This window comes from Streptomyces morookaense, assembly GCF_013030945.1.
Taxonomy (GTDB): Bacteria; Actinomycetota; Actinomycetes; order Streptomycetales; family Streptomycetaceae; genus Streptomyces; species Streptomyces morookaensis.
Genome location: NZ_JABBXF010000049.1, coordinates 68,400 through 94,668, shown reverse-complemented (window position 1 = coordinate 94,668; position 26,269 = coordinate 68,400). Strand labels below are relative to the sequence as shown.

General features: G+C 69.4%; 27 protein-coding genes and 4 pseudogenes. 12 read left to right on the top strand and 19 right to left on the bottom strand.

The window, feature by feature from the left end; all coding sequences use genetic code 11:
- Positions 1–35: 35 nt before the first annotated feature.
- From HG542_RS21895 to HG542_RS21880, 4 genes are all read right to left on the bottom strand, one after another.
- On the bottom strand, positions 36–1,682 hold the full coding sequence (locus HG542_RS21895; protein ID WP_171084035.1) for a PfaD family polyunsaturated fatty acid/polyketide biosynthesis protein: 1,647 nt from the start codon (positions 1,680–1,682) through the stop codon (positions 36–38).
- Between the two features lie 115 nt (positions 1,683–1,797).
- Complete coding sequence (locus HG542_RS35980; protein WP_218039069.1) at positions 1,798–3,117, bottom strand: cytochrome P450; 1,320 nt, start codon at positions 3,115–3,117, stop codon at positions 1,798–1,800.
- Between the two features lie 160 nt (positions 3,118–3,277).
- A complete protein-coding gene (locus HG542_RS21885) occupies positions 3,278–3,481 on the bottom strand; it encodes a hypothetical protein (RefSeq protein WP_171084033.1) in 204 nt (67 codons plus the stop codon).
- 75 nt (positions 3,482–3,556) lie between these two features.
- A complete protein-coding gene (locus tag HG542_RS21880; protein ID WP_171084031.1) occupies positions 3,557–4,228 on the bottom strand; it encodes a transposase in 672 nt (223 codons plus the stop codon).
- Positions 4,229–4,330: 102 nt separating this feature from the next.
- On the opposite strand from HG542_RS21880, the pseudogene HG542_RS21875 reads away from it, so the two are divergent.
- Positions 4,331–4,660, top strand: a pseudogene (locus tag HG542_RS21875) (transposase); the annotation flags it as partial.
- Positions 4,661–5,040: 380 nt separating this feature from the next.
- On the opposite strand, the gene HG542_RS21870 reads toward HG542_RS21875, so the two are convergent.
- Positions 5,041–6,363: a lanthionine synthetase C family protein gene (locus HG542_RS21870; protein WP_171084029.1), complete on the bottom strand. Its 1,323-nt coding sequence runs from the start codon at positions 6,361–6,363 to the stop codon at positions 5,041–5,043.
- A 242-nt stretch (positions 6,364–6,605) separates the two neighbouring features.
- Between HG542_RS21870 and HG542_RS21865 the strand changes: the two genes are divergently transcribed.
- The 3 genes from HG542_RS21865 to HG542_RS21855 all read left to right on the top strand — a co-directional run bounded on the left by HG542_RS21865 (position 6,606) and on the right by HG542_RS21855 (position 8,885).
- The gene (locus HG542_RS21865; protein ID WP_171084027.1) at positions 6,606–6,746 is read left to right on the top strand and encodes a hypothetical protein; all 141 of its coding nucleotides are present in this window, start codon (positions 6,606–6,608) and stop codon (positions 6,744–6,746) included.
- Between the two features lie 88 nt (positions 6,747–6,834).
- Positions 6,835–7,941 carry a class V lanthionine synthetase subunit LxmK gene (gene lxmK / locus HG542_RS21860; RefSeq protein WP_171084025.1) on the top strand — a complete coding sequence of 369 codons (1,107 nt, stop codon included), beginning with the start codon at positions 6,835–6,837 and terminating at the stop codon, positions 7,939–7,941.
- Positions 7,938–8,885: a T3SS effector HopA1 family protein gene (locus tag HG542_RS21855; RefSeq protein ID WP_171084023.1), complete on the top strand. Its 948-nt coding sequence runs from the start codon at positions 7,938–7,940 to the stop codon at positions 8,883–8,885. The genes lxmK and HG542_RS21855 overlap by 4 nt, the downstream gene beginning before the upstream one ends.
- A gap of 24 nt (positions 8,886–8,909) precedes the next feature.
- On the opposite strand, the gene HG542_RS35335 is transcribed toward HG542_RS21855, so the two are convergent.
- The 8 genes from HG542_RS35335 to HG542_RS36300 all read right to left on the bottom strand — a co-directional run bounded on the left by HG542_RS35335 (position 8,910) and on the right by HG542_RS36300 (position 14,071).
- The gene (locus HG542_RS35335; RefSeq protein ID WP_229922783.1) at positions 8,910–9,284 is read right to left on the bottom strand and encodes a transposase; all 375 of its coding nucleotides are present in this window, start codon (positions 9,282–9,284) and stop codon (positions 8,910–8,912) included.
- Positions 9,285–9,326: 42 nt separating this feature from the next.
- Positions 9,327–9,452, bottom strand: a complete 126-nt coding sequence (locus HG542_RS35330; protein ID WP_255316062.1) for a hypothetical protein — start codon at positions 9,450–9,452, stop codon at positions 9,327–9,329.
- Complete coding sequence (locus HG542_RS21845) at positions 9,449–9,907, bottom strand: helix-turn-helix domain-containing protein (RefSeq protein ID WP_171084021.1); 459 nt, start codon at positions 9,905–9,907, stop codon at positions 9,449–9,451. The genes HG542_RS35330 and HG542_RS21845 overlap by 4 nt, the downstream gene beginning before the upstream one ends.
- A gap of 126 nt (positions 9,908–10,033) precedes the next feature.
- Positions 10,034–10,252, bottom strand: coding sequence for a hypothetical protein (locus HG542_RS34410; RefSeq protein ID WP_176606817.1), 219 nt, complete (start codon positions 10,250–10,252; stop codon positions 10,034–10,036).
- A 96-nt stretch (positions 10,253–10,348) separates the two neighbouring features.
- Positions 10,349–11,176: an SDR family NAD(P)-dependent oxidoreductase gene (locus HG542_RS21835; protein ID WP_171084019.1), complete on the bottom strand. Its 828-nt coding sequence runs from the start codon at positions 11,174–11,176 to the stop codon at positions 10,349–10,351.
- Positions 11,177–11,257: 81 nt separating this feature from the next.
- On the bottom strand, positions 11,258–11,485 hold the full coding sequence (locus HG542_RS21830) for an acyl carrier protein (protein WP_171084017.1): 228 nt from the start codon (positions 11,483–11,485) through the stop codon (positions 11,258–11,260).
- Positions 11,482–12,567 carry a beta-ketoacyl-ACP synthase 3 gene (locus HG542_RS21825; RefSeq protein WP_171084015.1) on the bottom strand — a complete coding sequence of 362 codons (1,086 nt, stop codon included), beginning with the start codon at positions 12,565–12,567 and terminating at the stop codon, positions 11,482–11,484. Before HG542_RS21825 ends, HG542_RS21830 begins: the two co-directional genes overlap by 4 nt.
- A gap of 437 nt (positions 12,568–13,004) precedes the next feature.
- Positions 13,005–14,071 (bottom strand): IS630 family transposase gene (locus tag HG542_RS36300; protein WP_438816702.1). Its coding sequence is split into 2 segments (ribosomal slippage): positions 13,005–13,622 and positions 13,625–14,071, totalling 1,065 coding nucleotides; the frame shifts between segments, so codons are not numbered across the junction.
- Positions 14,072–14,134: 63 nt separating this feature from the next.
- Here HG542_RS36300 and HG542_RS21810 point away from each other — a divergent pair.
- The 4 genes and pseudogenes from HG542_RS21810 to HG542_RS21795 form a co-directional block, all read left to right on the top strand.
- Positions 14,135–14,287: pseudogene (locus HG542_RS21810) on the top strand (transposase); the annotation flags it as partial.
- Between the two features lie 214 nt (positions 14,288–14,501).
- Positions 14,502–15,548 carry a polyprenyl synthetase family protein gene (locus tag HG542_RS21805; protein WP_171084008.1) on the top strand — a complete coding sequence of 349 codons (1,047 nt, stop codon included), beginning with the start codon at positions 14,502–14,504 and terminating at the stop codon, positions 15,546–15,548.
- 118 nt (positions 15,549–15,666) lie between these two features.
- Positions 15,667–16,674 (top strand): terpene synthase family protein, encoded by a 1,008-nt coding sequence (locus HG542_RS21800; RefSeq protein ID WP_171084007.1) that lies wholly within the window; start codon positions 15,667–15,669, stop codon positions 16,672–16,674.
- A gap of 110 nt (positions 16,675–16,784) precedes the next feature.
- Positions 16,785–16,946, top strand: a pseudogene (locus HG542_RS21795) (transposase); the annotation flags it as partial.
- A 503-nt stretch (positions 16,947–17,449) separates the two neighbouring features.
- Here HG542_RS21795 and HG542_RS21790 read toward each other — a convergent pair.
- Positions 17,450–17,995 carry a MarR family winged helix-turn-helix transcriptional regulator gene (locus HG542_RS21790; RefSeq protein WP_171084005.1) on the bottom strand — a complete coding sequence of 182 codons (546 nt, stop codon included), beginning with the start codon at positions 17,993–17,995 and terminating at the stop codon, positions 17,450–17,452.
- A 66-nt stretch (positions 17,996–18,061) separates the two neighbouring features.
- Between HG542_RS21790 and HG542_RS21785 the strand changes: the two genes are divergently transcribed.
- Positions 18,062–18,778 (top strand): SDR family NAD(P)-dependent oxidoreductase, encoded by a 717-nt coding sequence (locus tag HG542_RS21785; RefSeq protein WP_171084003.1) that lies wholly within the window; start codon positions 18,062–18,064, stop codon positions 18,776–18,778.
- 107 nt (positions 18,779–18,885) lie between these two features.
- A pseudogene (locus HG542_RS21780) lies at positions 18,886–19,200 on the top strand (transposase); the annotation flags it as partial.
- Here the strand turns inward: HG542_RS21780 and HG542_RS21775 are convergent.
- From HG542_RS21775 to HG542_RS21755, 5 genes are all read right to left on the bottom strand, one after another.
- Positions 19,101–19,316 carry a hypothetical protein gene (locus HG542_RS21775; protein ID WP_171083888.1) on the bottom strand — a complete coding sequence of 72 codons (216 nt, stop codon included), beginning with the start codon at positions 19,314–19,316 and terminating at the stop codon, positions 19,101–19,103. The pseudogene HG542_RS21780 and the gene HG542_RS21775 sit on opposite strands and share 100 nt — an antisense overlap.
- Positions 19,317–19,429: 113 nt before the next feature.
- Positions 19,430–20,002, bottom strand: coding sequence for a transcriptional regulator (locus tag HG542_RS21770; RefSeq protein WP_171084001.1), 573 nt, complete (start codon positions 20,000–20,002; stop codon positions 19,430–19,432).
- On the bottom strand, positions 20,002–21,597 hold the full coding sequence (locus tag HG542_RS21765; RefSeq protein WP_171083999.1) for a helix-turn-helix domain-containing protein: 1,596 nt from the start codon (positions 21,595–21,597) through the stop codon (positions 20,002–20,004). Before HG542_RS21765 ends, HG542_RS21770 begins: the two co-directional genes overlap by 1 nt.
- Positions 21,594–21,878, bottom strand: coding sequence for a helix-turn-helix domain-containing protein (locus HG542_RS21760; protein ID WP_171083997.1), 285 nt, complete (start codon positions 21,876–21,878; stop codon positions 21,594–21,596). The genes HG542_RS21765 and HG542_RS21760 overlap by 4 nt, the downstream gene beginning before the upstream one ends.
- A 1,266-nt stretch (positions 21,879–23,144) precedes the next feature.
- Positions 23,145–24,383, bottom strand: coding sequence for a HEAT repeat domain-containing protein (locus HG542_RS21755; RefSeq protein ID WP_171083995.1), 1,239 nt, complete (start codon positions 24,381–24,383; stop codon positions 23,145–23,147).
- Between the two features lie 318 nt (positions 24,384–24,701).
- Here HG542_RS21755 and HG542_RS21750 point away from each other — a divergent pair, with 318 nt between their 5' ends.
- Complete coding sequence (locus HG542_RS21750) at positions 24,702–25,742, top strand: vWA domain-containing protein (RefSeq protein ID WP_171083994.1); 1,041 nt, start codon at positions 24,702–24,704, stop codon at positions 25,740–25,742.
- Between the two features lie 113 nt (positions 25,743–25,855).
- Positions 25,856–26,206 carry a Rossmann-fold NAD(P)-binding domain-containing protein gene (locus tag HG542_RS21745; RefSeq protein ID WP_218039068.1) on the top strand — a complete coding sequence of 117 codons (351 nt, stop codon included), beginning with the start codon at positions 25,856–25,858 and terminating at the stop codon, positions 26,204–26,206.
- Positions 26,207–26,269: the final 63 nt, after the last annotated feature.

Here is a 26,269-nt window from a genome sequence, read left to right as displayed (position 1 = left end):
TCGGGCGCCTGCCGGTCCGGCGCTGCGGGGGTGGGCTAGGCGAGCCGCCGGGGCCGGAAGGCGAAGGCGGTGGCGGGCACGGCGACGCCGTGGCTGCGCAGTTGGTGGGCCCGTGTGACGACGGCGGCACCCTCCAGGAGGTTCAGAGCGATCTGGACCACGTCTCGGCGAGACGGCTCGGCGAGGAAGCTGTCCGCCGCCCAGCGGTTGAAGGCGCCCATGGCGGGGCCGCACCAGATCTGGTAGTCCGCCCGGCGCTCGGTGTGCCCCGCCACCGCCCAGCGGCTCGACATCCCCAGGTACCAGCGGAAGACCAGCGCCATCCGGTGCCGGGGGTCCCGCTCGGCTCGCCGGACCTGGGCCGGATCCCGCTGCTGCCAGAAGCGCAGGGTTTCGGCCCAGACCGTGCCGAACGACGTTTGCAGGACCTCCTGTTCGACGCGGTCCCGCTGCCGGGGCGGGATGTCCTCCCAGCTCTCGTGGTCGCGGTAGAGCTCGTAGAGCCGGGTGGCCCGGGCGGCGAAGAGCGTTCCTCTGCGCAGCACTTGGAGCTTCACGCCGAGCTCGAACATGTCGGCCGCCGGCGCCATGGTCACGTCGGTCATGTCGGCCCGGGCCAGCATCTCCTTCGCGTCGTCCGAGAGGCCCGCTTCGCAGGTGGCCTGGTTGACGGAACCGGTGAGGACGTACGCGGCGCCCAGGGCGAAGGCGCCGGCCACGGCCGTGGGCGTGCCCAGGCCGCCCGCCGCCCCTATCCTGATGCCGCGGTCGTAGCCGTGGGCGGCGGTGAGTTCGTCCCGCAGGGCCAGCATGGCCGGCAGCAGGACCGTGAGCGGCCTGTTGTCGGTGTGCCCGCCGCTGTCCGCCTCGACGGTGACGTCCTCCGCGACCGGCACCCGGGCGGCCAGTTCGGCCTCGGACCCGGTCAGCTGCCCCCGGTCCACGAGAGCGCGCAGCAGCGCACCGGGGGCGGGAGCCATGAAGAGTCCCGCGACCTCCGGCCGGGACACCTTGGCGAACAGCCGTGTGCCGCGCAGAATGCGCCCCTGTGCCCCTCGGCGCAGTCCGTGGGCGGCGATCCTGATCACCGCTGGGGTGAGCGACATGAACGCGGAGGCGGAGACGGCGGGCACGCGGTGGCGCAGGACGATCCCGGCGATCCGGTCCTCCAACGCGGGCTCCCCCGGGGAATGGATGAGGTTGACGCCCCAGTTCGGTCTCCCCCCGAGGCCGACGGCCAGCTCGGCCGTCGCCCGTTCGACGCGCTCCGGATCCAGCCCGGCGGCGCCGAAGAAACCGAGCATGCCCGCCCGGGCCATGGCGGAGACCATGGCCACGGTCGCGATGCCGCCCGCCATCTCCCCGGCGACATAGGGGAAGCGGGCGCCGTGCGCCTCGCCGAAGGAACGGTCCCCGAGCCACTCCGGGTACAGCGGCGGCAGGGTGCCCACCAGGGGCAGTCCCCGTCGGCCGGGGACCGTCAGGGACATGGAGCCGCCGAGGGCGACGCCGATGCCCGTGCCGTCGGGGGCGGCCACGAGGTGAAGGGTTTCCCTGATACTGGCCGCCGCGCTCTGGATATCCGCCGGGGCGAAGCCGGCCGGACGGTCGTCCGGGTACCACAGGACGGGCGGGGCGGCGGCCGGTCTGTCGTGTCGTTGTCCCGACGGGGAACGAGCCATGTGTCGCACTCCTTCCGGGCGCGCGTGCGGCATCAGGTGCGTGAAGAGGGCCGGCTCCCTGACGCCCTCCCGTCGGCTGGGCGACGGGCGACGGGCGACGGACGGGACGATATTTCTAGTTAAATCCTGGACGTTCGCTGAATCCATCACTCGGAGGGGTGACTGCCCTGAGCCGCAGCGAAGTGTGGTCGGCGGTGCGGGGCAGAAGCCGTCCGGGGCCGAGCCGGTGCGCCGACGTCACCAGCCAGTCGCGGTCGAGCAGTTCGGCGAGCAACGTGGCACTGGTGAGCAGGACGATGTCCCTGCCGGGGCAGCCGGCGGGCCCCCGGCTGAACGGCGCGATCGACCACTCCGCCTCGGCCCGCCCGTCGAGCCACACCTCGGGCTCGAAGCGGTCGGCGTAGGAGAGACGCCGGGCGTCGCGGTGGAAGTACGAGCAGGGGATGATCACCGCCGTGCCCGCAGGCAGCACCCAGCCGCCCGGCCAGTGCGTCTCGGCGGTGGTGTCGCGCACGATGGCCACGGTCGTGGGCCACAATCGCTGGGACTCCAGCACGCAGGCCCGCAGGTATGCGTCGTCGGCGCGGGCCCGGGCCGCCTGTTCCGGGTGACAGGCGAGGAGGCCGAGCGTGAGGTAGGCGGCGATGGGGGCGGCATCGAAGGCGAAGAACCAGTGCTGTACCTGGGCCACCGGCTTGACGTCGGCCGTGGCGGCAGTGGCGCGCACCGCGCGGGCCAGGCCGCCCGGCTCGGCCAGGTCGATGTAGCGCTGGGCGCGGGCAAACAACTCCGCTCGCAGGCGGTGGCGTTTGCGGTGCAGCATGAACCAGTTGCCGTCGCCGCGGAGCTTGTCCCGCAGCTCGGTTAAGCGCTCGTCGTCACGGGCGGCGTCACCGAAGACGATCCTGCGCACGATGCGCTGATAGGCGGCGTGGAACCGCTTCCAGGTGAGCTCGTGCCCGGGAGTCAGGGGCCCTGCTTCCTCCCGGACCGCTGCACGGCAGGCCTCGTGGAACCACGGCTCGGCCGCGTGATGCTCCAGCACGGTCTCGTTGAACCGGCGCCGCTCCGCCCTGGCGGCACCCTGGGTGATCAGCACACCGTCCGGCTCGAAGTGGGACAGGGCGGCTGTCTTCTCGCGGTTGGCGGTCGTGAACGAGATGCCGGTCTCGTCCAGCACGCGGCGGGCGTCGTCGGCCGAGAGGAGGACAAGCCCCTTTCTGCCGGGAAAGGTCACGAGCACGGGCCCCGGACCGCGACGTTCGCGCAAGTCGTCCAGGACCCGGCAGCCCCAGGCGTTGGTGTCCAGCGCGGCCGCCAGCCCGACCACGAGGGGCCGGCGGATCACCACCCCTTGGGCGAGGGTGGGGAGCAGTCCGAGGACGGACAACCGTACGGCATCCAGCCAGCTGGCCCGGGTGGGTCCTGAGGTCACGGCGGCGCCTCCTCCCGTCCGGCGAAATCCGGTCAGCTCTTGCTGAAGGCTGCCCCGCACGCCCACCCTTATCCGCGGGCGGTACGAGATCAGCCGTTCGGGGGGCGCACGCACGCTGCTGGCCCCGACCGCACGAGCGCTGCCGGTTCACACGAGGCAGTCAGTCGTCCGGGAATCCGCCGGCGCCGCCGGCGGGGGTGTTCGGGTCCGGGTCCAGGAGGCGACCAGCAGGTCGCCGGAGGCGTCGATGAGCCGGAATGGCGAGTTCGAAGTCCAGAGGCTCGTGTCCGGTCTTCACCTCACCGACCGGAAGCCCGGGCTGGGCGTGCGCCATGGCCGTGACGTTGTTCAGCGGCTCCGTCATGTCGACTACAAGCGGCCCCGGGAGGCCGGGTTGCGCGGTTGTATGAGGGGTGGTGACGGGGCGAAGTGGGCTCTGTCAGCGATCACGGGGAGCCGTCACGGTCGGTCGCTGAAGCAGGATCATCTTCCTGAGCAGATCGAACTCCGCTCGACCGAATAGTTGCCTCTTGATCTTCTTGATTCTGTTCACGGCGCCCTCCGTGATGCCCGAGCTCCAGCGGAGCGTGAGTCCGGCGGTCACGGCGTCGAGGTCGTTTGCGAGGCCGCGGGCGAAGCCCGCCAGGCCGGGCAGGTCTGCCGTGATGGCCTCGTCGATCCAGGCGGGCAGGAGCAGGCCAGTCTGCTGGGTGGGCATGTCGCCGAAGTCGCGGACGAGTTGGTGTGTAGTGGCCAGCTCGGGACAGTGCTCCAGGACCGCCTTGAGCTGCTGGTGCTCGTCCTCGGTCAGCGAGGACGGCCGTCGGGTGAGCCAGCCTGTGACCTGCCGGATACTCGGCGGCGCCGGGGGCGGCTGCGGGGTTTGGCGTGGGTGAGGAAGGCGCTGGACGGCCCAGGCGCGCAGCGTGGAGCAGCTGCCGTGCCACCCTCGTTCGGCCAGTTCACGATGGAGGGCGACCAGCGAGACGCGGGCCCGGATCTCGGCAACGCGCCGGCTCAGGTAAGCGTGGTGGACGTCCAGGCTGCTGCCGCGGCGGTGGCGTCCCGGGGAGACTTGGTGCCAGTGCTCGGCGCGGGCGTATCGCTGCACGGTGTGACGGCCCCAGTCACGACGTCCCCGTCACACACAATCTTCACCAACCGGGGCCGCCTGAAGTCAATATGCCGGGGCCACTGAACAACGTCACGGCCATCCAAGTCCGAGGTATCCCGGATCCGTTCGGGCCTGGACAGTGAACTGGACGCGTTCCGCAAGCGCCCGCTGGACCACACCGTCTTCCCCTACGTCTTCCTCGACGCCATCTACTGCAAGGCCAGGGTGGACCATCGGATCGCCTGCCAGGCGGTGGTGATCGCCACGGGCATCTCGGCCACCGGACAACGCGAGATCCTCGGCGTCGCCGTCGGCGACAGCGAGTCCAAGGCGTACTGGACAGGGTTTCTGCGCCCGCTGCGTGAGCGCGGCCTGGACCGTGTGCAGCTCGTGGTCTCCGACGCCTACACCGGCATGGTGGCCGCCGTCCGCTTCAGAAGTGACACCACTACAGGGGACGTGACCCCGCGCGCAGCAGCAACCGATCGCAGCGCCAAGGCTCTGCCGCAGTAAATGCCGGATCTACCGCGGCAGAGCCTCTACAGATGACCACCTCACCCCTGCGGGGGTATCCGCGAGTCTGTGGGTCGGCTCCATCGCCGGCACCCGACTTTCGCCAGCTTGGTGGTCTTGGGTGGGGTCCATGCGCCGGCTGCTTGCCAGGTGTGGGTGACCGCTTGGATGTCCGTGTCGCTGGGCCGCCCTGGTCCGTGAGTACGGGAACCGCCGTGCGCAACGCCGTCCACGAGCGCGAGAAGTGATCCACGGCGGCAAGGCAGCAGCGCCCCGGTACCACCGGCGACCGCTCCTCAGGCCGGTGCTGCGAGGAGGAGCGCCATGTCCCAACCGCTGGCCGGCGGGCGGCCGGTTGCGTAAGTGTGCAGAGCCAGGGCGTTGCCCGCTGCGCCGAGGAGAAAGCCGGGTTCGTCCTGGCGGCCGTGGGGGAGGCCGAGGTCGGTGCGGAAGCCGAAAGGGGCGGCAGGGTCGTACTGGTCCAGGAGGCGTTCGGCGAGAGTGGTGGCCAGGGTGGATAGTTCGGGGTCCGGGCTGCCCGGGGTGCCGGTGCGCAGGACGATCTGGAGGAGTCCGGACCAGCCGTGGCACAGGTGGGGTTCCGTCACGCGTGCGAGGTCGTTGGTGTTGCGGAAGGCGTCGAGGAGTACGGCCCGGGCGCGGTCGGCCCAGTCGTCGCGGCCGAGGGCCCGGGCTGCCCGGTGGAGGGCGGCGGCGACGCTGGCGCTGCCGTAGCACCAGCCCAGCAGGGTTGCCGGGGCGGTGGGGGCCGCCCGCCCCGTGGCGTCGATCTCGAGCAGGCGGGGCCAGGCAGGGCGGCCCTGGCCGTCGTCCCTGAGCTGGGTGAGGCACCATTCGGCCAGCCCCTCCACGGCCCGGTTCAGTCCTGAGTGCTGCACACCGTGGAGAAGTGCGGTGGACATCAGGGCCAGCGGGCCGGCCACGCCGTGGGCGAGGCCCAGGCTCACATAGCCGTGCGGGGATGCGGGCGTTCTCCGGCCCACGGTCCAGGCGGGGACGGGGATGCCGTCGACGTCGCGGGTGCCGTCGAAGTGCTGCAGGGTGTCGAGGACGGAGCGGAGGACGGTGTCGTCGGCAGCGCCGGATTTGGATATGGATTCGACGAGGAGGTACGTGCCCACCCCGGTGAGCCCGTAGAGCAGGTCGTAGTCGAGCATCTGGAGACCGCCTGCACCGCGCAGGCGGTCGCGGACGGTCGCGCTCAGCCGCAGGGCCGTCGGATCCACGGCTGCGCGGACCTTGTCACGCAGGACGGCGTGTTCGGTGCCGCCTCCACCGGTGGCCACGGCGTCGCAGGCGAAACCAAGGCCTGCGAGTCCGCTGAACAGGCCCACCCGGGCCGCCGAACCCTTCATGCCGCGGGCGCAGGCGGCCAGGTGGGCGTCGGCCGCCTGCCTCAGCCGTCCGTCGTCGTGCGACAGTTCCGCAAAGAGCAGAGCCACTCCCGCGTGGCCGCCGGCGAGGAGAGTGCCCATCAGGCCCGGAGGGACGGGGGTGGTGTGTTCGGCGACGTAGCGGGGGTCGGCCAGGCGCTCGGCCACGTCCTGGACGACACTGCGGGCGCGGGTGCGTGTCTGGCTCGTCTGATCGGAGTTCACAGGTCCACCTTGCCGGGAGAGGGAATGGACGCCTGTCGGACGGAAGTTGATGCCCTGCCATGCTGATGGCGAAGGTGTCTCCGATGGAGGGGCCGGCAGTCAACTATCGGCCGTAGCAGGTAGCTCACCGGGTTGATGTGCTCGTTGCAGGAGCGCGGCAGGCCGCCTCCGCCGGGATCCGGCCGACATGCCGGGGTCCGGGCGCTTCACTTTCTGCAACTCACATGAAAGGCAGGCTCGTTATGAGCACCGAGGACCTGATGTCCGGCTTCTCCTTCCACGTGGACGCCGAGGAATTCGCGGCGGACGCCTGGGCAGCACAGGACATGGCCAGCGGTAACCCGCTGACCACCACCTTCTGCTGCTCCGTGCAGTGCGGCTGACGCCTCGCGCGTAGAAGCCGAGCGATTCCCCTTGTGGGCCCTCCGGTTGCGGTGGGCCCACAACCCTTGCGGCCCCGGGAGGAACCCCGTGCACACTTCCGTCCTTGATCCGGCTCCCGACGGCGCTCCGCAGGCCGACGCGCTGCTGGTCCGACTCGGCCTCGGGGAGTTCGTCCCCGGAAGCATCCGGGCCCGTCCGGGGCGGAACGCGAGCTGGTCCGGGCCCACCCGGTCCGGCAGGCATGTCTTCGTCAAACAGCTCCAGGGGCCTGCCGAGGACAGCCTGCAACGCTTCCGCCGGGCCCTCGCCTTCGAGGACACCGTCTCACAGGCCCGGGAACCGCAGCTGTGCTCGCCGCCCCTGCTCGGGCACAGCGAGCCCGGACGGTTTCTGGTCCATGCCTGCCTGGACGCGCGCTCCGGCGCCGAACTGCTGGCCGACCATGCCTGGGACGAGGCCCTTTCGCAGGCGCTCGGCCGGACCGTGGCAGCCGTGCACATGCTGCCTCCGCGGCCGGACACCGCCGAGGAGACCCCGCCACCGCTGCTGCCCCCGCTCCACCTCCTCGACGCACTGCCCGAGCAGGGATATCTCATGGCCACTCAGGGTGAGCTGGAGCTGTGGAGACTGCTCCAGCGTGACACCGAACTCATCGACAGCCTGCACCGGTTGCGAGAGAGCGAGCAGCAGGCGCCCGGGCGCCCGTCCCACTGCGATCTGCGGCTCGACCAGGTGCTCGTGCACGGCGGAACGCCCGCCCTGGTGGACTGGGAGGAGTTCCGCTGCGCCGACCCGGCGCGGGACATCGGCAGTGTCGTCGGAGAGCTGCTGTGGACCGCCGTGACCCGTATCCCCGCTGCACATGACGACACGTCATCCGCATCCGGGCCCGTCTCCCCGCACGACATCGCGGCCGCGGGCACCCGTGAGTGGCAGCGGCTGCGGCCGCTCGCCACAGCCTTCTGGCACGGATACCGGGACGCGGACAAGAGCCGCCGCCCGGAACCGGACCCCCTCCTCGCCGCACGCGCCTGCGGGTTCGCCGGCTGGCACCTGCTCGACCGTGTCCTGGCCCATGCCGGCGAACAGGCCCGCCTTCCGGCCACCGGACTGGCCGCCGTCGGCATCGGCCGCCGCATCCTGACCGCACCGCACCACACCACCGCCGTCCTCGGCCTCACGGAAACCTCATGACATCACCGGCAGCAGCCCCTCTCCTGCCCGGCGAACTGGCCGACGCCCTGGCCGACGTCCGCCTCGACCTCCCCACGCTGCGCGCACGGGTCGGACAGGAGGACGTGAGCGCACAGAGCCCCGAAGACCTGCGGAGCAAGCTGGCCTCCGCCCTCTACCGCACCCTGCACACCGGTGCTCCACCGAGGGACGAGAACCCCGGCCTCCGTACTCGGCGCGACCCGGACCTCGAACTCCGATTCCGTGCCGGCATGCCGCACCGGCGCACGGTCAGCCCCGTACGCCTCCTGGAGCGTCGGCCGGCGGACGGGACCGTGCTGGTGGAGCTCGACGGAATCCGCGTCCGACTGCCGGAGGAGCGCCTGATGGCCGCAGGCCCGCGCGATCTGGCCGCGCACGATGCAGCACGGCCTGCCCTGTCCCCCGGCTTCTTCTTCGCACACGGCTCGCAGGGGCGAGGAGCGCCGCAGGAACCGGTCCTCCGGCTGTACGTCCATCTGCGGCACCCCGACGCCGCTGTCGCCACGTGGACGGCCGCCCTGCGGGTTCTGGAACGGCAGGCCCTGCCCTACCAGGCGAAGGTGCTCTCCGCCCCGCAGCACTATCCCCGGCGCGACGCCCTCGTCCTGTACCTCACGGCCGCCCACCGCACCGTCGCCGACGAGGTGGCGACCGCCGTCTCCGACGTCGAAGGGCTCGGCACGAGCACCTCCCTCCTCGCCCAACGGCTCGCACCCGGCGTCGCCGTCGCCTGGGAGCCGGCCGATGATCGCCCCGGCATGCAGCGCCTCAGCTTCGGTCAGCACCGTGCCCACGCCATCGCCGAAGGACTCCTCGCCCACGCCCGCCACCCACTGACACCGCGGCAGACGGCGATTGCACAGGCCATGCGGGCCGCGTCGGTCGACCCTGCGGCTCCGCACCGGAACCTCCCGTCTTCTTAGTGCTCGATTCCTCAAAGGCGGTACTCAAAACGTCGTCGGAGCCGGCGCGTTGGCGGTGCGGGGCGGCCCCGGATCCAGGGTTTGGCGCGTGCGTTGAGCTGGGCGGTTGCGACTTTGGTGGCGTGGTCGATCTCGTCGGGGTCGGCGAAGGACTGGCCGGCCAGGGCGGTCTTGCGGAAGGAGGCGCCACCAGCCTTCCTGGAGGTTGAGCCAGCACGCGCCGACCGGGATGAACACGTGGTGGATCCGCGGATGGTCCTCCAGCCAATCGCGGGTGGCCTTGCTGTTGTGGGAGGACAGGTTGTCGGTGACGACCATGATGTCCCCGGTGGGGTTGGCCTCTTCCAGGAGCCGGAGGAACTGCTGGTAGTTGGCGCTGTTCCGGGAGCCGGCGGTCATAGCGATCTCGTGGCCGTCGGCGGGTCGGAGGCCGCCGTAGACTCAGGTCTTCTCCGGCCGGCGGGCGTAGTCCAGCTCGGCCTTGATGCGGTGGCCGTCCGGTGACCAGCCCGGGGCGGGCGGGAACGTGTGCGGGATCACCGGGCCGAGCTCGTCCGCGCAGATCACCGTGGCGCCCTCCGGCGGGTCCGTGTGCAGGCCGACAATCCGCGTCCTTTTGGGGAGAACTCCGGATCACGGCTGGTGATCCAGGACCGGGTACGGCGCCAGCGCACGCCCTCGGCCAGCAGGATCCTGCGGACCTGCGACCTTTGGATGTCGATGCCCTGACGCCGGGCAGCCTCGGTGAGAGTGTCCCGAGTCCACTCGCCGGGGGCCGACTCCTCCTCGGCTGCCAGGTCACCCCACGGCTCCCGGACCAGGCGGCCCGGTGGATCGCAGCGGACCAGCTCGATGATGCGTGAGCGTTCGTCCTCGGTGACCCGCCGCTTGCGGCCGCATCCCGGACGGTGCCCAAGCCCGTCCATTCCCTGGGCGTTGAACCGGTGCAGCCACTTGCGCACCGTCTTCTGGTGGCACCCCAGCCGGTCGCCCCCGAGAAGCCCGAACCAGCACCCCCACACCCCTGCAACTACCCCGCCAAAGCGGAATCGAGCACTAGGGCGTGTCCGATGGGCCTCCCGATCCTACGAATGACCGGGATGGGACCCGTCCAAGAAGGTAAGGAACGCTATGGGATTCGCCGAAGGTCAGAAGGTGCGCTGTTGGCCGGGGACGAGTCGCCAGTGGCCGGGGTACTTGGCGTCGCAGTCCTCGCAGCGGGCCCGGTAGAGGACGGCGGCGGCTGCTGCGGTTACCCGTTCGTCGTGTTCGCGCAGCATCCGCATGACGGTCGCGGGCGAGGGGCGCTGTCCCTTCTTCGTGCTGGTGGTGATGACGAACCGCTTGGCGATGCCGCGCAGGCTCATCTCCTGGCTGCGCAGGCGAACACCTATGAAACGTTGGTCTTGTCGTTCCTTGCTCGCTGTCTCCGCACAGGTGGCGGGCGAGGTGGTTCGTCGTGATCATGTGGTGTTCTGGACGCGGCCGAACGTGGTCATGCCGAGCATGCCGGGGCCTCCTTCGTAGGCAGTGAGCCCGCCATCCACGGTCAGAGTCTGTCCTGTGACGAAGCGTGAGGCATCGGAGGCCAGGTAGATCGCGGTGCCGACGAGGTCGTCGACTTCGCCCCAGCGTTGGGCGGGCACCGCCTGGGTCAGGATGCCGGAGAGCTCTGTGTTGCCGGAGACCTGGGCTGTCATCTTCGTCCTGGTCCAGCCGGGGCACACGGCGTTGACCCGGACTCCCCCCTGGGCCCATTCTGCGGCCAGGGAACGCGACAGTGAGATGAGCGCTGCCTTGGTTGCGGCGTAGTGGGACAGCGACGGTACTCCTCGGACCCCGGCGACGGAGGACATGTTGATGACCGAGCCCCTGCCGCGTTCCAGCAGGTGGGGGCCGACCAGTCGGCAAAAACGTACGGTGGAGAGGAAGTTGGTCTCCAGGATGGTGTTCCAGTCGTCCTCGGGAAGGTCGAGGAAGGGGCCGAAGCTGGGGATGACGCCGGCGGCGTTGACCAGGATATCGATGTGGCCGAGTCCGGTGAGAGCATCCTGCACGCAGGCGGTGATCTGGTCGAGGTTGGTCGCGTCGCAGGTCAGCGCAAGCGCGCGGTGCCCTTGAGCGGCGATGTCCTCGGCCAGGGCGTCAAGGGCCGTGGTGTTGCGGGCAGTGATCGCCACGTCGGCCCCGGCCTCTGCCAGCGCCAGGGCGATGGCGCGGCCGATTCCTCGGGAGGCTCCGGTCACCAGGGCGTGGGTGCCGTCGAGCCGGAAGGTGGGATGGGTATGCATGGTGGTTCTCCAGTTCTGGCCTGGGCGGGCTCGGCCTCGCTGCTTCGTCAGGTACCGGACCTGCCTGCAGGGTCGGCGTTGTCATCGTGTTCGAGGAGTTGCTGCGATGTGTTCACGGGTGCTGTTGCTCGTGGATGTCGAGGTCGATGTGGGTCGTGGTAATGGTCTTGCCATCGATCTGTGCAGTTCCGCGGCGGCCAGGGAGTCCAGGCCGATCTCGGCGAGCGTGGCATCCCCCTTCGCGCTGGCCGGTGAGATCTCGAACTTGTCGGTGAGCAGAGGCACGAGGTACTCGTGGGCGGTCGTCATAGCGGCGTGCTCCTTGTGCCGGGCACCGTTCCGTCGGGCGGCGCGGGGATGTTCTGGCGGGCGGGCGGATGTTGCGGGGGCAGGTGCACGGGGAGTGCGTCCGGCCAGCTGAGAGCGACTGATCCCCAGGTCAGCCCGCCGCCGAAGGCCATGAGGATGGTGCGCGCGCCGGGCCGGACGAGGCGGCGTGCCGTAGTGTCGGCCATCGCCAGCGGAATGGAGGCCGCCGCGGTGTTGCCGACCTCGGCGATGTTCCCGAACCGGTAGTTGGTCTCGACGCCGAGGCGGTCGCTCACCGCGTCAAGGATGCGCTGGTTGGCCTGGTGGCCGATGAAGGCCCGGATCGACTGGTTGGACCAGCCGGCCCGGGCCAGCACTGTGCGCACGGATGTGGCCATCCGCCGCACCGCCTGCCCATAGACTTCACGGCCTCGCATCCGGAAGTACCGCTGTTCGCATGACAGTGCACCACCGGTGCGGGGGCAGCGAGAACCTCCCGCAGCGATCTCGATCAGACCGCTGCCCGCACCGTCGCTGCCCAAGTCGAGTGCATGGATCGCCCCCGGCTCGGTGCTGTCTCCCTCATGCAGCAGGACCGCCCCGGCGCCATCGCCGAAGATCACGGCGGTGTCCCGGTCGAGCTGGTTGACGATCGACGTGTAGGTCTCGGCACCGATCACCAGCGGTCGGCTGCAGGCCCCGGAGGCCACAAGAGCCCGGGCCAAGGCCAGGGCGTAGCCGAACCCCGAGCACACCGCCGACACATCCAGCACCGGCACCCCCTCCAGCCCGAGACGGTGCGCCACTTGTGGCGCGGTCGCCGGACACGGCTGGTCCGGTGTCGTCGCCAGCAGTACAAAGTCAGCGCTCGACCCGGCCGACGACAGTGCGGCCCGGCCCGCGGCCACCGCCAGATCTCCCGTACTCGTACCCGGCTCGACCATCCGCCGCCGCACGATCCCCGTACGCGACCGGATCCATGCGTCGGAAGTGTCCAGGGAGGCAGCCAGATCCTCATTCGAGACCACACGCTCGGGCAGACTCGCCCCAAGGCCTGAAATCACCGCTGCTATCGAAACCATTCGGCTCTCCCCACCCACACGCCGCAAGGAGTGGGCCCCGGCAAGGCACCGGGACACGCCTGTCCACCGACCCACCCACAGCAGAGGCCGGATCACAGCTCATGGGCCAAAGCACAGCGTGTACGCGCCTGCCGCCGCCCGAGAACCAGTGTCTGCCAGACGGCACATCGAACTAATAACTCAACCCGGCACATCTACGGGCGACAAGGCCACACGAACGGCGCACGAAGTGCAGCGGAAGCACCGACTCCAGCAGCGGCGTGCACAAAAGAGCCCCCCTCCCGGCATTTCGCGCCAGGCTGATTGCTCTAAAATCCGACCCCGTTGCCGATTCCCGCCTTGCCACATAAAGACCAGCCAACGCCCGCTAGTGTGATGCTCCCGAAAACGAGGGCTTAACAACACCTACTGATCTTTAAAGGCTGATGTCGTGGCGGTCAGGTCGTGTTTCGGGTCAGTCCGGTGCCGGTGAGGCAGCCATCGATGAGGTCGCTGCGGTACTGGATAGCGCGTAAGCCTGTCCGGAGGGTCCGGGCGAGGTGGTCGGGGTTGGTGAAGGCGGTGTTGGCCAGTGGGCCGCGCCGCAGGAGGGACCAGATGCCCTCGACCGGGTTGAGGTCGGGTGCGTAGGGCGGCAGCTGGTAGACATGAAGCCAGTCCCGTTCGGCAGTGAACTTCCGTATGCCTACGGGCAGATGGGTGTTGAGGTTGTCCCAGATCAGGACGATCGGTCCGCCGAGCTGCTGGTGGGCGGCGGTCAGCAGGTCGCGGTAGTCGGTCCAGGCGAAGCTCTTGCGCCGGCGCCGGTCACCGTCGTCGTAGCGGGCCCGGTAGATCAGCCGGCTGCGATGGCCGGGCCGGTAACAGGCGAGGGCTGCAATGGAGATGCGTCTACGGGACCTGCCCCGGACACGGATGACCGGGGTGATCCCGCGCCGGGACCAGGTGCGGGCTTTCGGCGGCGTCATCGAGATCCCGGCTTCGTCTTCGAACACCAGCCAGGCCCCGAGCGCCGCCGCGGTCATTCCGCCTGCGGCCAGGTCCCCTTCACCCAGCCCGCAACCGCATCCTCGTCATGTTCCACCGCCCGCCGCGCAGGCATCCGGCAGCTCCACCCGTGCCGTCTGAGCAGGTAGTACACGCCCTGGACGGTGTAGCTCTTGTGGAAGCGGCGCCCGATCACCGACCTGATCCGCTCCAGTGTCCACTTCTGGTCCGGCCACCCATGCGCGGCCGGACCCCTGGCCAGCTCCTGCTCCAGGACGGCGAACAACTCGTCGCTCAGACGCGGCAGAGCCGCCGGACCCTTCGACCGCAGTGCACGGGGACCGCCGTCGGCCCATGCCTTGCGCCACCGCTGAACCGAACGCTCGCTGATCCGCAGCTCTTTCGCAATCTCCGCGCTGGACCGCCCCTGCCCAAACAGATCGGCCGCCCGCATCCGCAGACCTTCCCGGAATGCTCTCCGTTCGGCGGTCAGGCCGCCACCTTGGGCATACCTCACGGGGACGGCGTACCGCAGGGATCAAGGTCCGTCAGCCCCTCCGACACCACTCTTTAAAGATCAATAACGCTGCTGGCCGAGCACCGGCGGGGGCACGGCGCGTTGTACGACGCACTCAACCAGGGCCGTATCGACGCAGCCGGGCTACGTGGTGCGCTCGCGGTGCTGCCGCAGCCCAAAGCCGCCGACGGGCGCCTGGTCCTGGCCGTCGATGTCTGACGCTCGGAGAGCGCAGGCTGGGGCCCACAGCGGGGCTGACTGGGGGTGCGCCGGAGCACGTGATGAGCCAAGGCATGCACCTGTGCTTCCGAGTACGCCAAAGCGCCTGCTCTGCGGGGATTGCTGCACTGGTGCGCGCGGAGCATGTTCAAGGGAGCGCCTACCTCCGGGCGGAGGGCGGTTGACGGTGCTTTGCGGACGGGAGGCCTGGATGGACGGGTCTGCCGAGATACCTGTGGCTCCGGAGAGACGCGCGGGTGAAATCCTCGAATGGGCCGGTGCGCTGGTGACTCCGTCGCTGCGGACGGCGGTGGAACGACTGCCGGACCGGATCCGGCATCTGGCCGGATGCCATTTCGGCTGGCGGGACATGGACGGCACCCCTCAGGCGGGCCCGCAGGGCAAGGGCCTGCGGCCGGCACTGGCACTCCTGTCGTGCCAGGCGGTCGGCGGGGAGCCTTCCGCGGCGCTGCCTGCGGCGGTGGCGGTGGAGCTGGTGCACAACGCTTCGCTGCTGCACGACGACATCATCGACGGCGACCACATGCGCCGGGGCCGTCCCGCACTGTGGGCGTCCTTCGGAGTGCCGGCCGGGATCCTGGCCGGGGACGCCCTGTTCTTCCTGGCCGTCCAGGTCCTCCTCGAGGCCCCTCCGCCCCTTGGCGGCGCGGGAGTGGGGCAGCTGACCGGTGCAGTGCAGGAGCTGATCGACGGCGAGTACACCGACACGGTGCTGGAGGACCGCCCCACTGTACTGGTCGCCGAATGCGAGGCGATGGCGTCCGCCAAGACCGGGGCCCTGTTCGCCGCTGCCTGCGGCCTGGGCGCCCTGGCAGCCGGTGCGGCAGCGGACCGCAGGGACCATCTGCGGGCGTTCGGCACCCATCTCGGCATGGCCTTCCAGCTGGTGGACGACGTGCTGGGGATCTGGGGCGATGGCCAGTACACCGGCAAGCCCGCCCGGTCGGACCTGGCCGCACGGAAGAAGACCCTGCCTGTCACGGCGGCGCTGGCCACCGACGGGGCACCCGGGCGGGAACTGGCTCACCTCTACTGCCGCGACACCCCCTTGTCGCCGGCGGAAGTGGAGCGGGCCGCCCGCCTGGTGGACGAAGCGGGCGGCCGCTCCTGGGCGCTTACGGAAGCACAGCGGCACACCACTAGAGCCTTGGGCCATCTGACAGCGGTCCGCCCTGTGCCGCAAGGGGCCGCAGATCTCGCGGCGCTGGCCCAGGTGATCACCTGCCGGGATCGCTGACAGCCGCCGCCATACCCGCAGGAAGGGGAGCGCAGACCACGAGCTGTCCCTCCGCAGTTTGTGTCCGGCCGTCCCGACATGCCTGACCGGCGCCACCTTCGGCCCAGGAGGCCCACCCATGCAGCCGATCTTCTCCTACCGCGTCCCTGACCTGGTCGCCGGCATCGCACCGCCACGCCCGCACCGGCTGGCCCAGAGCATCAGTGACTTCGTCTCAGCCTGGGTGAAGGAGGCGGTAGCTGATGTCGTCCCAGCCGAGCGGGCGGAGCGGTTCGCCCAGGAGGGCAACGAGTGGCTCACCATCTGGACGTGGCCCGATGCCCGGGAGGACCGTGTCCACGCCATGGCGGCCCTCAACGCGTTCGCGTTCTTCGCGGACGACGTCGCCTCCGGACAGCACGCCGACGTCCTGAGCCCGGACGGCGTCAGGCACTGGGCAGGCCAGTACATCGCCTCGGTTGCGGGCGAGCGAGAGCGGGTCTCGGACCGGTGGGCGCTGTCCCACGCCGACCTGTGGGACCGCGTGATGAGCTGCACGCCGCTCCAGGCAGCCCAGCGCATGCGGCAGGACTGGATCCGCTGGATAGTGACCTTCACAGCCAAACGGCCGGCCGCCTTCGACGAGGACGACCGGTACGAGAACGCCGGCGGGCCGGTCACCCTTCCCATCACCGCCTTCTGCGCCGGGCTGGACGCAACCGAACCACTCGCCGATCCCCAGATGCGGTCTGCCGCGTACGACGCGGTACTGCAGTCCATCCTGACCAACGACATCATCACCTATGGGGCGGAGTTCCTGAACAAGGACGACGCGGACAACCCGATCCCTCTCTTCATGGCGGAACACGAAGAACCCCTGCAGCACGCAGCCGACCGTCTCTGCGCTCGCATCCTCGACCTGCGAGAAAGTTTCCTGCGCCGCCGGGAGAACATCATGAAGTCCCCAACTGCCCTCGTGCCCGGTGCCGTCGACTACCTCGGCGCCCTGGAAGCACTCATCGCCGGAGTCATCCGCCACCATGCCACGGCGGGGCGCTACCGGATCCGGCCGGACTCCACCTGGCTGGGGGCAGGCCCCGCCCTCATCGAAGTCTTCTCCGACGGTATCCGCTGCACCCCGGTGTGAAGGAAGCCTCGGCCTTGCTGACCGGGGGAACCATGCCTTCGCCAACCGGGGCGTGCTGACGCTAGCCACCGGCAGCGTAACCGGTCAGATGATCGGACCGTTGAGGTTTGTGGTCCGACCGGCAGGTGATCAACGGGACTCTGCACCGGGTGCGAACCGGGGTGCAGTGGCGTGATCTCCCGGAGCGGTTCGGGCCGTGGAAGACGGTGCATGAGCGTCATCGACTGTGGTCGGCGGACGGTACCTGGGAACGGTTGTTGCAGCAGGTGCAGCGCCTACGTCCCGGGGCTCGGAACCGGGAATTGTGCACGTCTCGGATACCGGCCCTCTACCAGTGGGTGCGCTCGACGACGGAGGCGATCGTGGGCGGCGTCTCCCCTTCCCTCGCCCGTCCGCAGAACCGTGCTCCTCGGCCGCCTCGACGGCGACGGGCGGCTGCTCTACGTCGGCCGCACGACCACGCTCAGCACCGTGCAGTCGCGCGTCCTCGCCGACGCCCTCACGCCCACCGCCCGGACACCCCTGGACAGGACGGCGCTTCACCGCCTCATGGGGCAGCCGGGAGACGCTGGCCGACGCCCTGGCCTCGCCCGAACTGGTCGCCGAGATCAGCGCCGATGCCGCGGTCGGCCGCGGAAGGTGGCGGCACCCGGTGAGTTGGATCCGCCTGCGCGCCGACCTCGCCCCCGCCGACGTCGCGCGTTTCGGCCAGGGCAACCAGCCCGCCGCCGGCTAAGCTTGTTCTTTAAGGTCTATGGCGTCACAGGCCGCCTGGTTAAGGCTGCGACGTGCCCGTGCGTCGTCGGACGCCGGTCATCAGTTTCTCCAGCAACTTGATGAGTGAGTTGCGTTCGTGCGCCGTCAAATCGATGACGAGTGCAGCCTCGCGGCCGAGGACGGCATCGACGGATCGCTCGATGAGCGCATGGCCGTCTGTCGTCAGTGACACCTCCACAGTCCGGCGGCCGGTGGTCCCTGGTGTTCGCCGGACAAGGCCGTCTCGTTCCGCCCGGGCTACGCGCTGCGAGATCGCTCCGGCGGTCACCAGCGTCCGCTGGGCGATTTCACGGGTGCTGAGGGTGTAGGGCGGCCCGGAGCGGCGGATGACCGAGAGCAGGTCGAGGGTGGCCGCGTCGATCCCCGCTTCGCGCAATACCCGGCTGCGATCGTCAGCGAACAGCTTCGCCAGCCACCAGATGGGCGTGACGACCTCGATCGACTCGGTCGGGGTGCCGGGCCGTTCCCGCTGCCAGGCCGCAGCGATCTCGGCGGCGGGATAAGGGGTTCGGAGTCCCTCTGATGCGGCGGTGCTGTCAGCCACGGTGTGATCCCCTTGTCGGCGCCAGATATGTTTAGGTCTAAACGTAGCAGTGAGTAGGAGGACCACTTGACCCGCACCGTGCTCATCACCGGAGGAACCAGCGGCATCGGCCGCGCCATCGCCACACGGTTCGCCGCCGACCAGGAGAAAGTCTTCATCACTGGACGCCATGCCGACACCGTCGAACAGGCCGCCAAGCAGCTGGGCGTGCACGGCGTTGCCTGCGATGCGACCGACCCCGGGCAGGTTGCGGCACTTGCCGCTCGGTTCAGCGAACTGGATGTCCTGGTCAACGCAGCCGGCGGCCTACCCCAGTCGGCACCTGGTGACGTACCCGCTCTGGAAGCGGTGCTGGCCCAGTGGCACGCCAACCTGGCTGAGAACCTCCTGGGCGCGGTCCTGACCACCGCCTCAGTCCAGGACAAGCTCACCAGCGGCAGCTCAATCATCAGCATCGGCTCGATCGGCGCCGAGCGCCGAGGCGGCTCCTACGGCGCGGCCAAGGCCGCACTGGCCGCCTGGAATGCCTCGCTCTCCGGCGAACTCGGCCCCCGCGGCATCACCAGCAACGTCATCTCGGCCGGCTACATCGCCGGCACCAACTTCTTCCGCGGCCAGATGACCGACGAGCGCCACAACTCTCTCGTCGAGGAGACGCACAACAAGCGCCCGGGCACGGTCGAGGACATCGCCGAGACGGCATACTTCCTTGCATCCCCGGGCGCCCAGCACATCACCGGCCAGACCATTCACGTCAACGGCGGAGCCTTCACCACGCGGTGATGCCTCTCGACCTTGAACGGCCGTCTCGAACTTGATCACTCGTAACAGTAACCACCAGACGAAATCGCGTCCTTCGCGTGATCATGTGCTCCGATCAAGGACGCACGCGATCACACGAAGGCCGTCACGGCCGTATCGATGCCACCCGGCTGCGGCAGACGCTGGCCGCGCTCCCGCAGCCCAAGGCCGCCGACGGCCGGCTGGTCCTGGCCGTCGACGTGAGCAACTGGCTGCGGCCGGACGCCGAGTGCAGCGCGGAGAGGCTGTTCTGTCACACTTACGGCCGCGGCAGGGACCAGCATCTGATGATCCCCGGCTGGCCCTACTCGGTCGTCGCCGCGCTGGAGGCCGGCCGGACTTCGTGGACCGCGACCGTGGACGCCGTGCGGCTGGCACCCGGTGCCGATGTCGCCGCCGCCACTACCCCGATGTCGCCCAGATCGAACTGGGCCCAAGTGACCTGCTTGACCAGCTCGTTCGCCTTCGCGACGAGCTCCTCGAAACGCTCCAGCGTCACGTTCCCGATCCGCTCCGACACGAGTGATCACCACCTCGCCCGGACACCGAGCCCACCACCGGCCGTGGTGGGCAAATCGGATTACCCGGCACCGGTTCCCGGCCAGAGTGAACCCGCGCGCCACCACGAGCCTTCTACGCGGCGAAGCCGACGTTGGTGACGTACTCGTACTGGCCCCACTGCGAGCCCAGGTCGACGATCGTGTCGTCCCAGGCCGCTTCGAGGCCCTGATGGTCGCCCGTCGCCCAGGCGCCGACGATGCGGTCCCAGCGGCGCACGTTCAGCGACCGGTATTCCACCACCCGCTGCAACGGCCGCGGCACCTGGGACTGGTCGAGAGGGTGGATCTCCACCCGGGTCCCGCGTCCCTCGCGGTTCAGGCGCTTGAGGAGGTGACGGGCGACGTTCTGACGCCGCACCACCCGGTACGCGGCGTCGATGCGTTCCAGGTTGGCCTTCGACGGCGCCCTTTTGCCCTCCAGCCACGCCTTCAGTGTCCGGTCGGTCACCGTCAGCCCGGCATTCCGGGCAGCCGTGCGCGCATGATCCGTACGGGTGAGGTAGTGCAGGCGCGCTATCCAGCCGCGCCTGACGGTCACCGGGGTGGCGATGCCGCCGGCGAGCTCGTCGAGCTTGCGCGCCACGGCGTCACTGCCCTTGATGCCCCGGGCGCCGAACTTCCCGAAATCAATGTTCTTCTGCGGCACTACTCCTGTTCCTCCCCCGTGCTGTCGTCAATGTCGGTTCCGGCGGTGTAGGTGTCCTTGACCTTGACTTCGGTAACGCCCCGGCCTTCGGGGAAGACACGGTGCCAGTCGCCGATGACGTGGAGTTCGTCGGTGCCCATCGCGCGGACGACCGTGAGTCCCTCGTCATGGGCTTTGAGGGCCTTGAGCCACAGGTTGGAGAACGCCTGGGAGCGGATGATGTGCATCCAGTCCGGGCGGTACAGCTCCCGGTTGTAGTTCGACTCCCCCATCGTCGAGACGAATTTGGAGTACATCGCCTTCACGTACTCCAGCGTCACCTCGTCGCCCTCGGCGATAGCGGCGTCGCGGGCGTCCTTCAGCGCGATACGGAACTTCTCCAGGAGGTTCTCCGTGGCACCGGAGGTGTAGGACTCGTGGATCTCCGGCGGCGCGCACAGTCCGTACTTCGGGCCGGACAGGCGCAGCAGGAGGCGCAGGGTCGGCTCGGTCACCCATAGGGGGCCGGGTTCGTCCCGGTTCCCGATCGGGTTGGGCAGCACATCCTCGTGCTCCCAGGCGGGCGGGGTGATGAGGTGGACGCCGGCGCGGCGGCGGTCGTGCGGGAGGCCGGTGGAGTGCTCGAGCTGTCCGAGAGGGAGGTGGGTTTTGAGGGCGGAGAGGTAGGCGCCGTTGATGTCGAGGGCCGTCACCTCGTGCTTCCCGGGCGGCAGTTCGTGGCGTGTCCACTTGGGACGGGCCTCCCAGATCTGGTCGGCGCCGCGGGACGTCTGCTTCTTGAGGATGTCGGGGATCCAGGGGTGGGCGATCACGTCGTAGCGGGCGCCCTTGCGGGTTTCGTCCAGCAGGCGCATCGCGTCCGGGATCGCCCTCTTCAGCAGCACGGCTGTCGCCGCTTCGACGTCGCCGTGGTGTTCGGCGAGGGCGGCCTTGACCGCCTGGCCGATCAAGTCTCCGGGACCGGACGGCTCCTGGAATGCACGCCGGGCCGGGCCGTGGGAACGCTCGGGGGGACGCGTCGTCGTAGGCGATGTGCGAGCCGCCGTCGGCTTCGTGGCCTGCACGGGCTTCACGGCGGGCGGGGCGGGCACAGCCGCCGGGTTCCCGGCCGTCGCGGGCCGGCAGTCGGCCGGGGCCAGGTGCTGGACGAAGCCTGCTACCCGCTGTCCGGCCGGATGCCCGCACAGGACACACGGCTCGGGCGCAGCGAGGGCCTCCACCTCGTCGTCATCACCGTCTTCTTCGGGTTCTTCGGGCATCGGGGAAGACGGAAGAGCTGGAGGAGTGTCAGTAGTTGCCGGGGTCGGCGCCACGGCCGGCTCGACGGCCGACGGCGTCGCCGAGGCGGTGCCCGTGGCGAACTTGGCGGCCAGCCCGTCCAGCAGGTACGCGTACTTGGTGCGGATCTCGCCGGCCGGGTCCCGGCCGGACTCCCAAGCCGCGACCGTGGACGGGCTCACCCCCAGCGCCCGGGCCACCTGCGCCTTGGACAACCGGGCCCGCTCCCGCAGCTCCTGGCGGATCTGAGGAGAGGGGAGCTCGGCTTCCGGACCGACAGCGGCGAGCAGCGAGTCGATCGCGTCGAAGTCACTCACCGGGCCACTCCCTTCTCGGCGTTGGCGGTGCGGCGCCGGGCGGCGGGCAGCGTCTCGCACGCCCGGGTCGGACCGGCCAGCAGATCCAGCGCAGCGATCTCGTAGTGCTCGGCCAGGACATCTACGTCGCGCAAGGTCCACGAGGTGGCCCCGGACTGCCGGCGCGAGATCTGCGTCTGCGTCAGCCCGAGCACCGCAGCGATCGCCCGCTGCGAGTCACCCGTTGCCTGCATCAACGCGGCCACCGTCAGTCGGAGTGATTCCTCCAGACTCAATCCCATGGCCCTATGGTACTCGAAGATGATGCAAATAATGCATCACGACTGGCCATTGGAGGTCAAGAATGCGCTTAGCACCTGACTTCGAGGCGGGGGGCGACACCGGGCTCCTGGCGGGGCCCATATCCCGCCCGTGCACAGGCCGACGGGCCGCGCGCCGCACCGGTACCGAGGATGCGATGCACTCGATGTGCACCGGATGCCGGTCGAGAAGGCGGCGCATCGCCCGTGCACATCGGCGTGCACTCAGGGCGCCGCACCGTCGACACCGGGTTCGCGCCGGGCATCAATGCCGTGCACCGGATACCCCAGCCGGGACAGAGGGCGGCAGTGAAGGCCATCACCATCGGGTAGTGGGGGCGCACGCCGGCTCGGGTAACTCTCCTTAATTCGGGACAGGTTCCGCCCGCCTCCGGCGCATTCCGGTTATTTGATTGACCTAGCTCGACAACAGCAGGCGATCGGCATGGACTGGTTCACGGCCCTTACCGAACTCAAGGCCAAACAGCCGGAATGAGCGCATATCACTACCAAACCGGCAGTCTCGCAGTCACCTTGGGACGGGAAGTTGCCGATGATCCGCCATTCGAACGCCGAGGGCGCAGCAGTGGGACCGGCTACTGTCCTGGAAAGAATCTCGACGGCGGAAGCTACCGTGCCTACCGCTGTGAGGCCGACGATTGCGGCGCTGACGACTAACACAGACTTGATTCAGCGCATTTGCCACCCTCCTTACCTAGCTCCTGAGTAGTTATGCGATGAGTGGCGGCGGAGGCCGGTCTGGATAGGGCACCTGACGAGGAGATTGCTTGCTTGCCATTGACCAAGCCGTCAGGCGGGCAGGCCAGTAAGGCCAGCCCGGATCCAGTACCAGCTGGACTGTCCTGGCGCTGTTACTTCAGCATGCCAGGACGGATGAAATTACCTTGAAATCCCCTGCGCGTGGAGCACGATTTCCCACACGGGCCGTTGTCGGTGCGCTCGGCGCAGCGGCAGGCTACAGGAGCCATTACCGGCAAAGTCGCCTCCATCCCCGAGGATGGGCGTGCCGCCGGTGGTCAGAGCGACCTGGGAGCAGGCGTTGCCGCCGCCTGCGCAGGACGAAGGCCGCCTCGGCATCCGGCGAAGACCCCGGTATGTGGCCCGGTTCGAGACGCATTTCGACGACGAGATCCAGTATTTGTTCCTGTCTTGTCGTGGGCCGTGCTCCAGGCCGTCCGCCGGTGCCCTCGGATCCCTCGCCTTTGGCGGCTCATCGCTGGTCCTGGCTCAACGGTCCTGGCGGTGGCGCCACACGTCGTGCAGCGGCCAGTAGTACGGCGATATCCGGTCGACGGTGCCGTCGAGGGCGTCCAGCAGTGCGTCCCCGCGATGGTCGTCGCGCAGAGCCAGTTGCACCGCGGCCGTGATCCGTACGGCCTCCTCGGGGTCGGAGAGGCACGCCGCCAAGGCATCGCAGGGGGCGGGATCGTCCGCCCGGGCCCGAAGCAGAGCCCGGCAGGCCGCTTCCCGGACCTGGGCGTCCGCATCCCGGGTGCACGCCAGGACGGCGGCCAGGGCGTCGGGGTTCGCCTGTTGGACCTGCCACTGCAGGCCGCCGACTGCCCAGGACCGGACTTGGGCGTCGGGGTAGCGGGTGAGGGCGGGCAGCGGCCTCTCGGCGCGGGGGTCCATCGCGTCGGCCAGGCCGGCGGTCAGGGGCCACATCACGCGAGGGTCCTCCTCCTGCTCCACCCAGGGGAGGAAGAGGTCTACGAGCGGGGTGTCGAAAGGGGACTCCTCGTCTTCGCCGCTTTCGTCGCAGAGGTTGATGCAGCGCAGCACGTCCGCGCCGAAGTAGCGTGCCAGCGGATCGGAGTGGTGCCGAAGAGCAGCTGCCGCGTCCCAGCAGGACGTCAGTGCCGGGCCGTTGCGCCCAGCGGCCGCGACGACGGCCGCTCCCCACACCGGGTGGTCGACTTCGGGCTCGGCCATGGCGCGGTCCAGCAGTTCGGCGAACGGCGTGACAATTCCGCAGCACCGCTCCAGGTGGGTGAGGATCGCGGTGTGGCCGTCGCGGACAGTCTGCCCGCCGATCACCGCCTCACGGCAGATGTCGCCGTTACCGTCGCGAACGGTCCGCCGGTATACCCCCGCTCCAGTGCCGGTCGTGTGCCGGTGGCGGGCCAGCGCGAGGGCGTCGCGGCCCTCGCCGTCCACGACCCGGGGGTCGGCCCCGGCGAAGTGCAGGGCGGTGGCGATGTCGTGGGCGCCGCGGTCGACAGCACGCAGCAGGAGCGTGCGGCCGTCTGCGTCGTTGCCGTCCAGGTCCAGCGCGTCGGGATCGGCCAGCTTCAGCAGGGCATCGAGGACCCGGTGATCGAGGGCATCCACGGCCAGGCGCAGGGCGGCTGCGACGTGCGGGCCGCGCGCGTGAGTGGTGCCGTACTCCTCCTGGAGCAGGGCGGCCACTGCCTTGGCGTCACCGTTACGGACGGCCGTGAGGAGCGGGTCTTCGGGGGAGAGCATACGCACAGGGGGTGAAGAGGCCTCTCGGAGACGGGAGATGGAGTACGGCTGTGCTCGCAGCAGCAGGTCACGGAGGCGGCAAGGTCGCCGTCATGGATCAGGCCAAGGCCGCCGCGCCAAGCCGACCCTGCCGGAACGCGGGCACAGTTGGGCAGGGGCCGGGCCGTGCAGCCCCGGGATCCCGTACTGCGACCTGCCCGGCTGTACCCCTGACCAGGCTCCTTATCCCCTCCCGGCCGGGAGGGGAGACCGATTGTCAGTGGTGGGTGAGACGGTAGGACCAACGAACCGGAAGGACCGGAACGAGGGGGAGCCGCCATGTCCGGACACCAGAACTACATCAATCACGTTGCCCTTGTCTTGGACGCCAGTTCGTCCATGTCGCACCTGAGCCGCAAGGTCGTCGATGTCGCCGACCAGCAGATCGCCTACCTCGCCCGGCGGTCCAGGGAACTGGATCAGGAGACCCGCGTCACGGTGTACGTGTTCGCGGACAAGGCGGAGTGCGTCATCTACGACAAGGACGTGCTGCGCATGCCGTCCCTGCAGCAGCTGTACCGTGCCGGCGGAATGACGGCCTTGCTGGCAGCCGCGCTGAAATCACAGCGGGAGCTGGCACAGACGGCTCAACTGTACGGCGACCACAGCTTCTTGACGTTCATACTCACCGACGGACAGGAGAACGCGAGCCACCGCTGCCCGGATGCCCCCGCCGCGGATCCTCGGGAACTGGTCGAGGCCGTGGCCAAGATGATCGCGACGCAGCAGGACAACTGGACGCTGGCCGTCCTCGTCCCGGACCAGATGGGCAAGCGCGAGGCCATGCAGTGCGGCTTCCCGAAAGACAACATCGCCATCTGGGACGCCACCAGTACACAAGGCCTGGAAGAGGCCGGACAGGTCATCCAGCAGGCCACCGAAAAATTCATGGTGGGTCGCACCCAGGGCATCCGCGGATCGCGGACGGTCTTCTCGACGGGCGCACAGGCCGTCAACAAGGACACGATCGAAGCAGCCGGTCTCACCCCTGTGGACCCCTCGGAGTACCAGCTGATCCCCGTGACGCGTGAGGCAGCGATCCGGGAGTGGGTCATCGAATGCGGACACACCTACCGCACCGGCAGCGCGTTCTACCAGCTGAACAAGTCCGAGAAAATCCAGGCTAAGAAACAGATCGCAGTGCTGGAGAAGAAGACCGACCGGGTGTACACGGGACCCGAGGCGCGAGCCCTGCTCGGTCTGCCGGACACAGAAGTCCGCGTCACCCCGGACCACAACGACGACTTCACCATCTTCGTGCAGAGCACCAGTGTGAACCGCAAGCTCATACCCAACACACGAGTGCTGCTCATGCTCTGACACACAGGAAACCCTGCCGGGGGCATGGCCCAGCAGCACCGCCGGGCCCCCGCCATGCTCGCACAGGACAAGTGGGGGCGGGGGCCAGGGCAGTTGACCATGCACCGCATCCAGTGGAGCGGCGGGGGGGGGGCGCGCTATCATGCGACCAGGAGTCGCCGGCCGCCTTCTTCGAGAACATCGACCACACCGACCACCTCTTCGCCCCGGCCGCCTCCTACCAGGTCGGCCCCATGCGGGAGTTGACCGACAGCCAGGCAGCCAGTCCCTTCGTATCGAAGTTCTGGGGGCAGTACCACGCCGTCAAACTCGCGGCTGCGAAACTGGCGGCCAACGCCTCCATCGTGCTGATGTCCGGCGCCGCTGGCGTCCGTCTCCCGGGCCGCCCCCCGCCTACGTGGCCCGCAACGCCGCGATCGAGGGACTCGGGCGCGGCCTCGCAGCCGAAGGGCAACGGCTCCTGAGATCCGCGTCATGCGTGAATCCTTCATGGCAGATGGGCGGAAGCTGTCGTATCTGGATTTCGG

Excerpts from the sequence above, each read along its gene's own strand:
- HG542_RS21835 (WP_171084019.1), bottom strand. The coding sequence starts at position 11,176 with ATGCATACCCATCCCACCTTCCGGCTCGACGGCACCCACGCCCTGGTG.
- HG542_RS21760 (WP_171083997.1), bottom strand. The coding sequence starts at position 21,878 with ATGGGATTGAGTCTGGAGGAATCACTCCGACTGACGGTGGCCGCGTTG.
- HG542_RS21805 (WP_171084008.1), top strand. The coding sequence starts at position 14,502 with ATGGACGGGTCTGCCGAGATACCTGTGGCTCCGGAGAGACGCGCGGGT.
- HG542_RS21855 (WP_171084023.1), top strand. The coding sequence starts at position 7,938 with ATGACATCACCGGCAGCAGCCCCTCTCCTGCCCGGCGAACTGGCCGAC.
- HG542_RS21895 (WP_171084035.1), bottom strand. The coding sequence starts at position 1,682 with ATGGCTCGTTCCCCGTCGGGACAACGACACGACAGACCGGCCGCCGCC.
- HG542_RS21755 (WP_171083995.1), bottom strand. The coding sequence starts at position 24,383 with ATGCTCTCCCCCGAAGACCCGCTCCTCACGGCCGTCCGTAACGGTGAC.
- HG542_RS21885 (WP_171084033.1), bottom strand. The coding sequence starts at position 3,481 with ATGACGGAGCCGCTGAACAACGTCACGGCCATGGCGCACGCCCAGCCC.
- HG542_RS35335 (WP_229922783.1), bottom strand. The coding sequence starts at position 9,284 with ATGACCGCCGGCTCCCGGAACAGCGCCAACTACCAGCAGTTCCTCCGG.
- HG542_RS21800 (WP_171084007.1), top strand. The coding sequence starts at position 15,667 with ATGCAGCCGATCTTCTCCTACCGCGTCCCTGACCTGGTCGCCGGCATC.
- HG542_RS21830 (WP_171084017.1), bottom strand. The coding sequence starts at position 11,485 with ATGACGACCGCCCACGAGTACCTCGTGCCTCTGCTCACCGACAAGTTC.
- HG542_RS21825 (WP_171084015.1), bottom strand. The coding sequence starts at position 12,567 with ATGGTTTCGATAGCAGCGGTGATTTCAGGCCTTGGGGCGAGTCTGCCC.
- HG542_RS21750 (WP_171083994.1), top strand. The coding sequence starts at position 24,702 with ATGTCCGGACACCAGAACTACATCAATCACGTTGCCCTTGTCTTGGAC.
- HG542_RS34410 (WP_176606817.1), bottom strand. The coding sequence starts at position 10,252 with ATGAGCCTGCGCGGCATCGCCAAGCGGTTCGTCATCACCACCAGCACG.
- HG542_RS21865 (WP_171084027.1), top strand. The coding sequence starts at position 6,606 with ATGAGCACCGAGGACCTGATGTCCGGCTTCTCCTTCCACGTGGACGCC.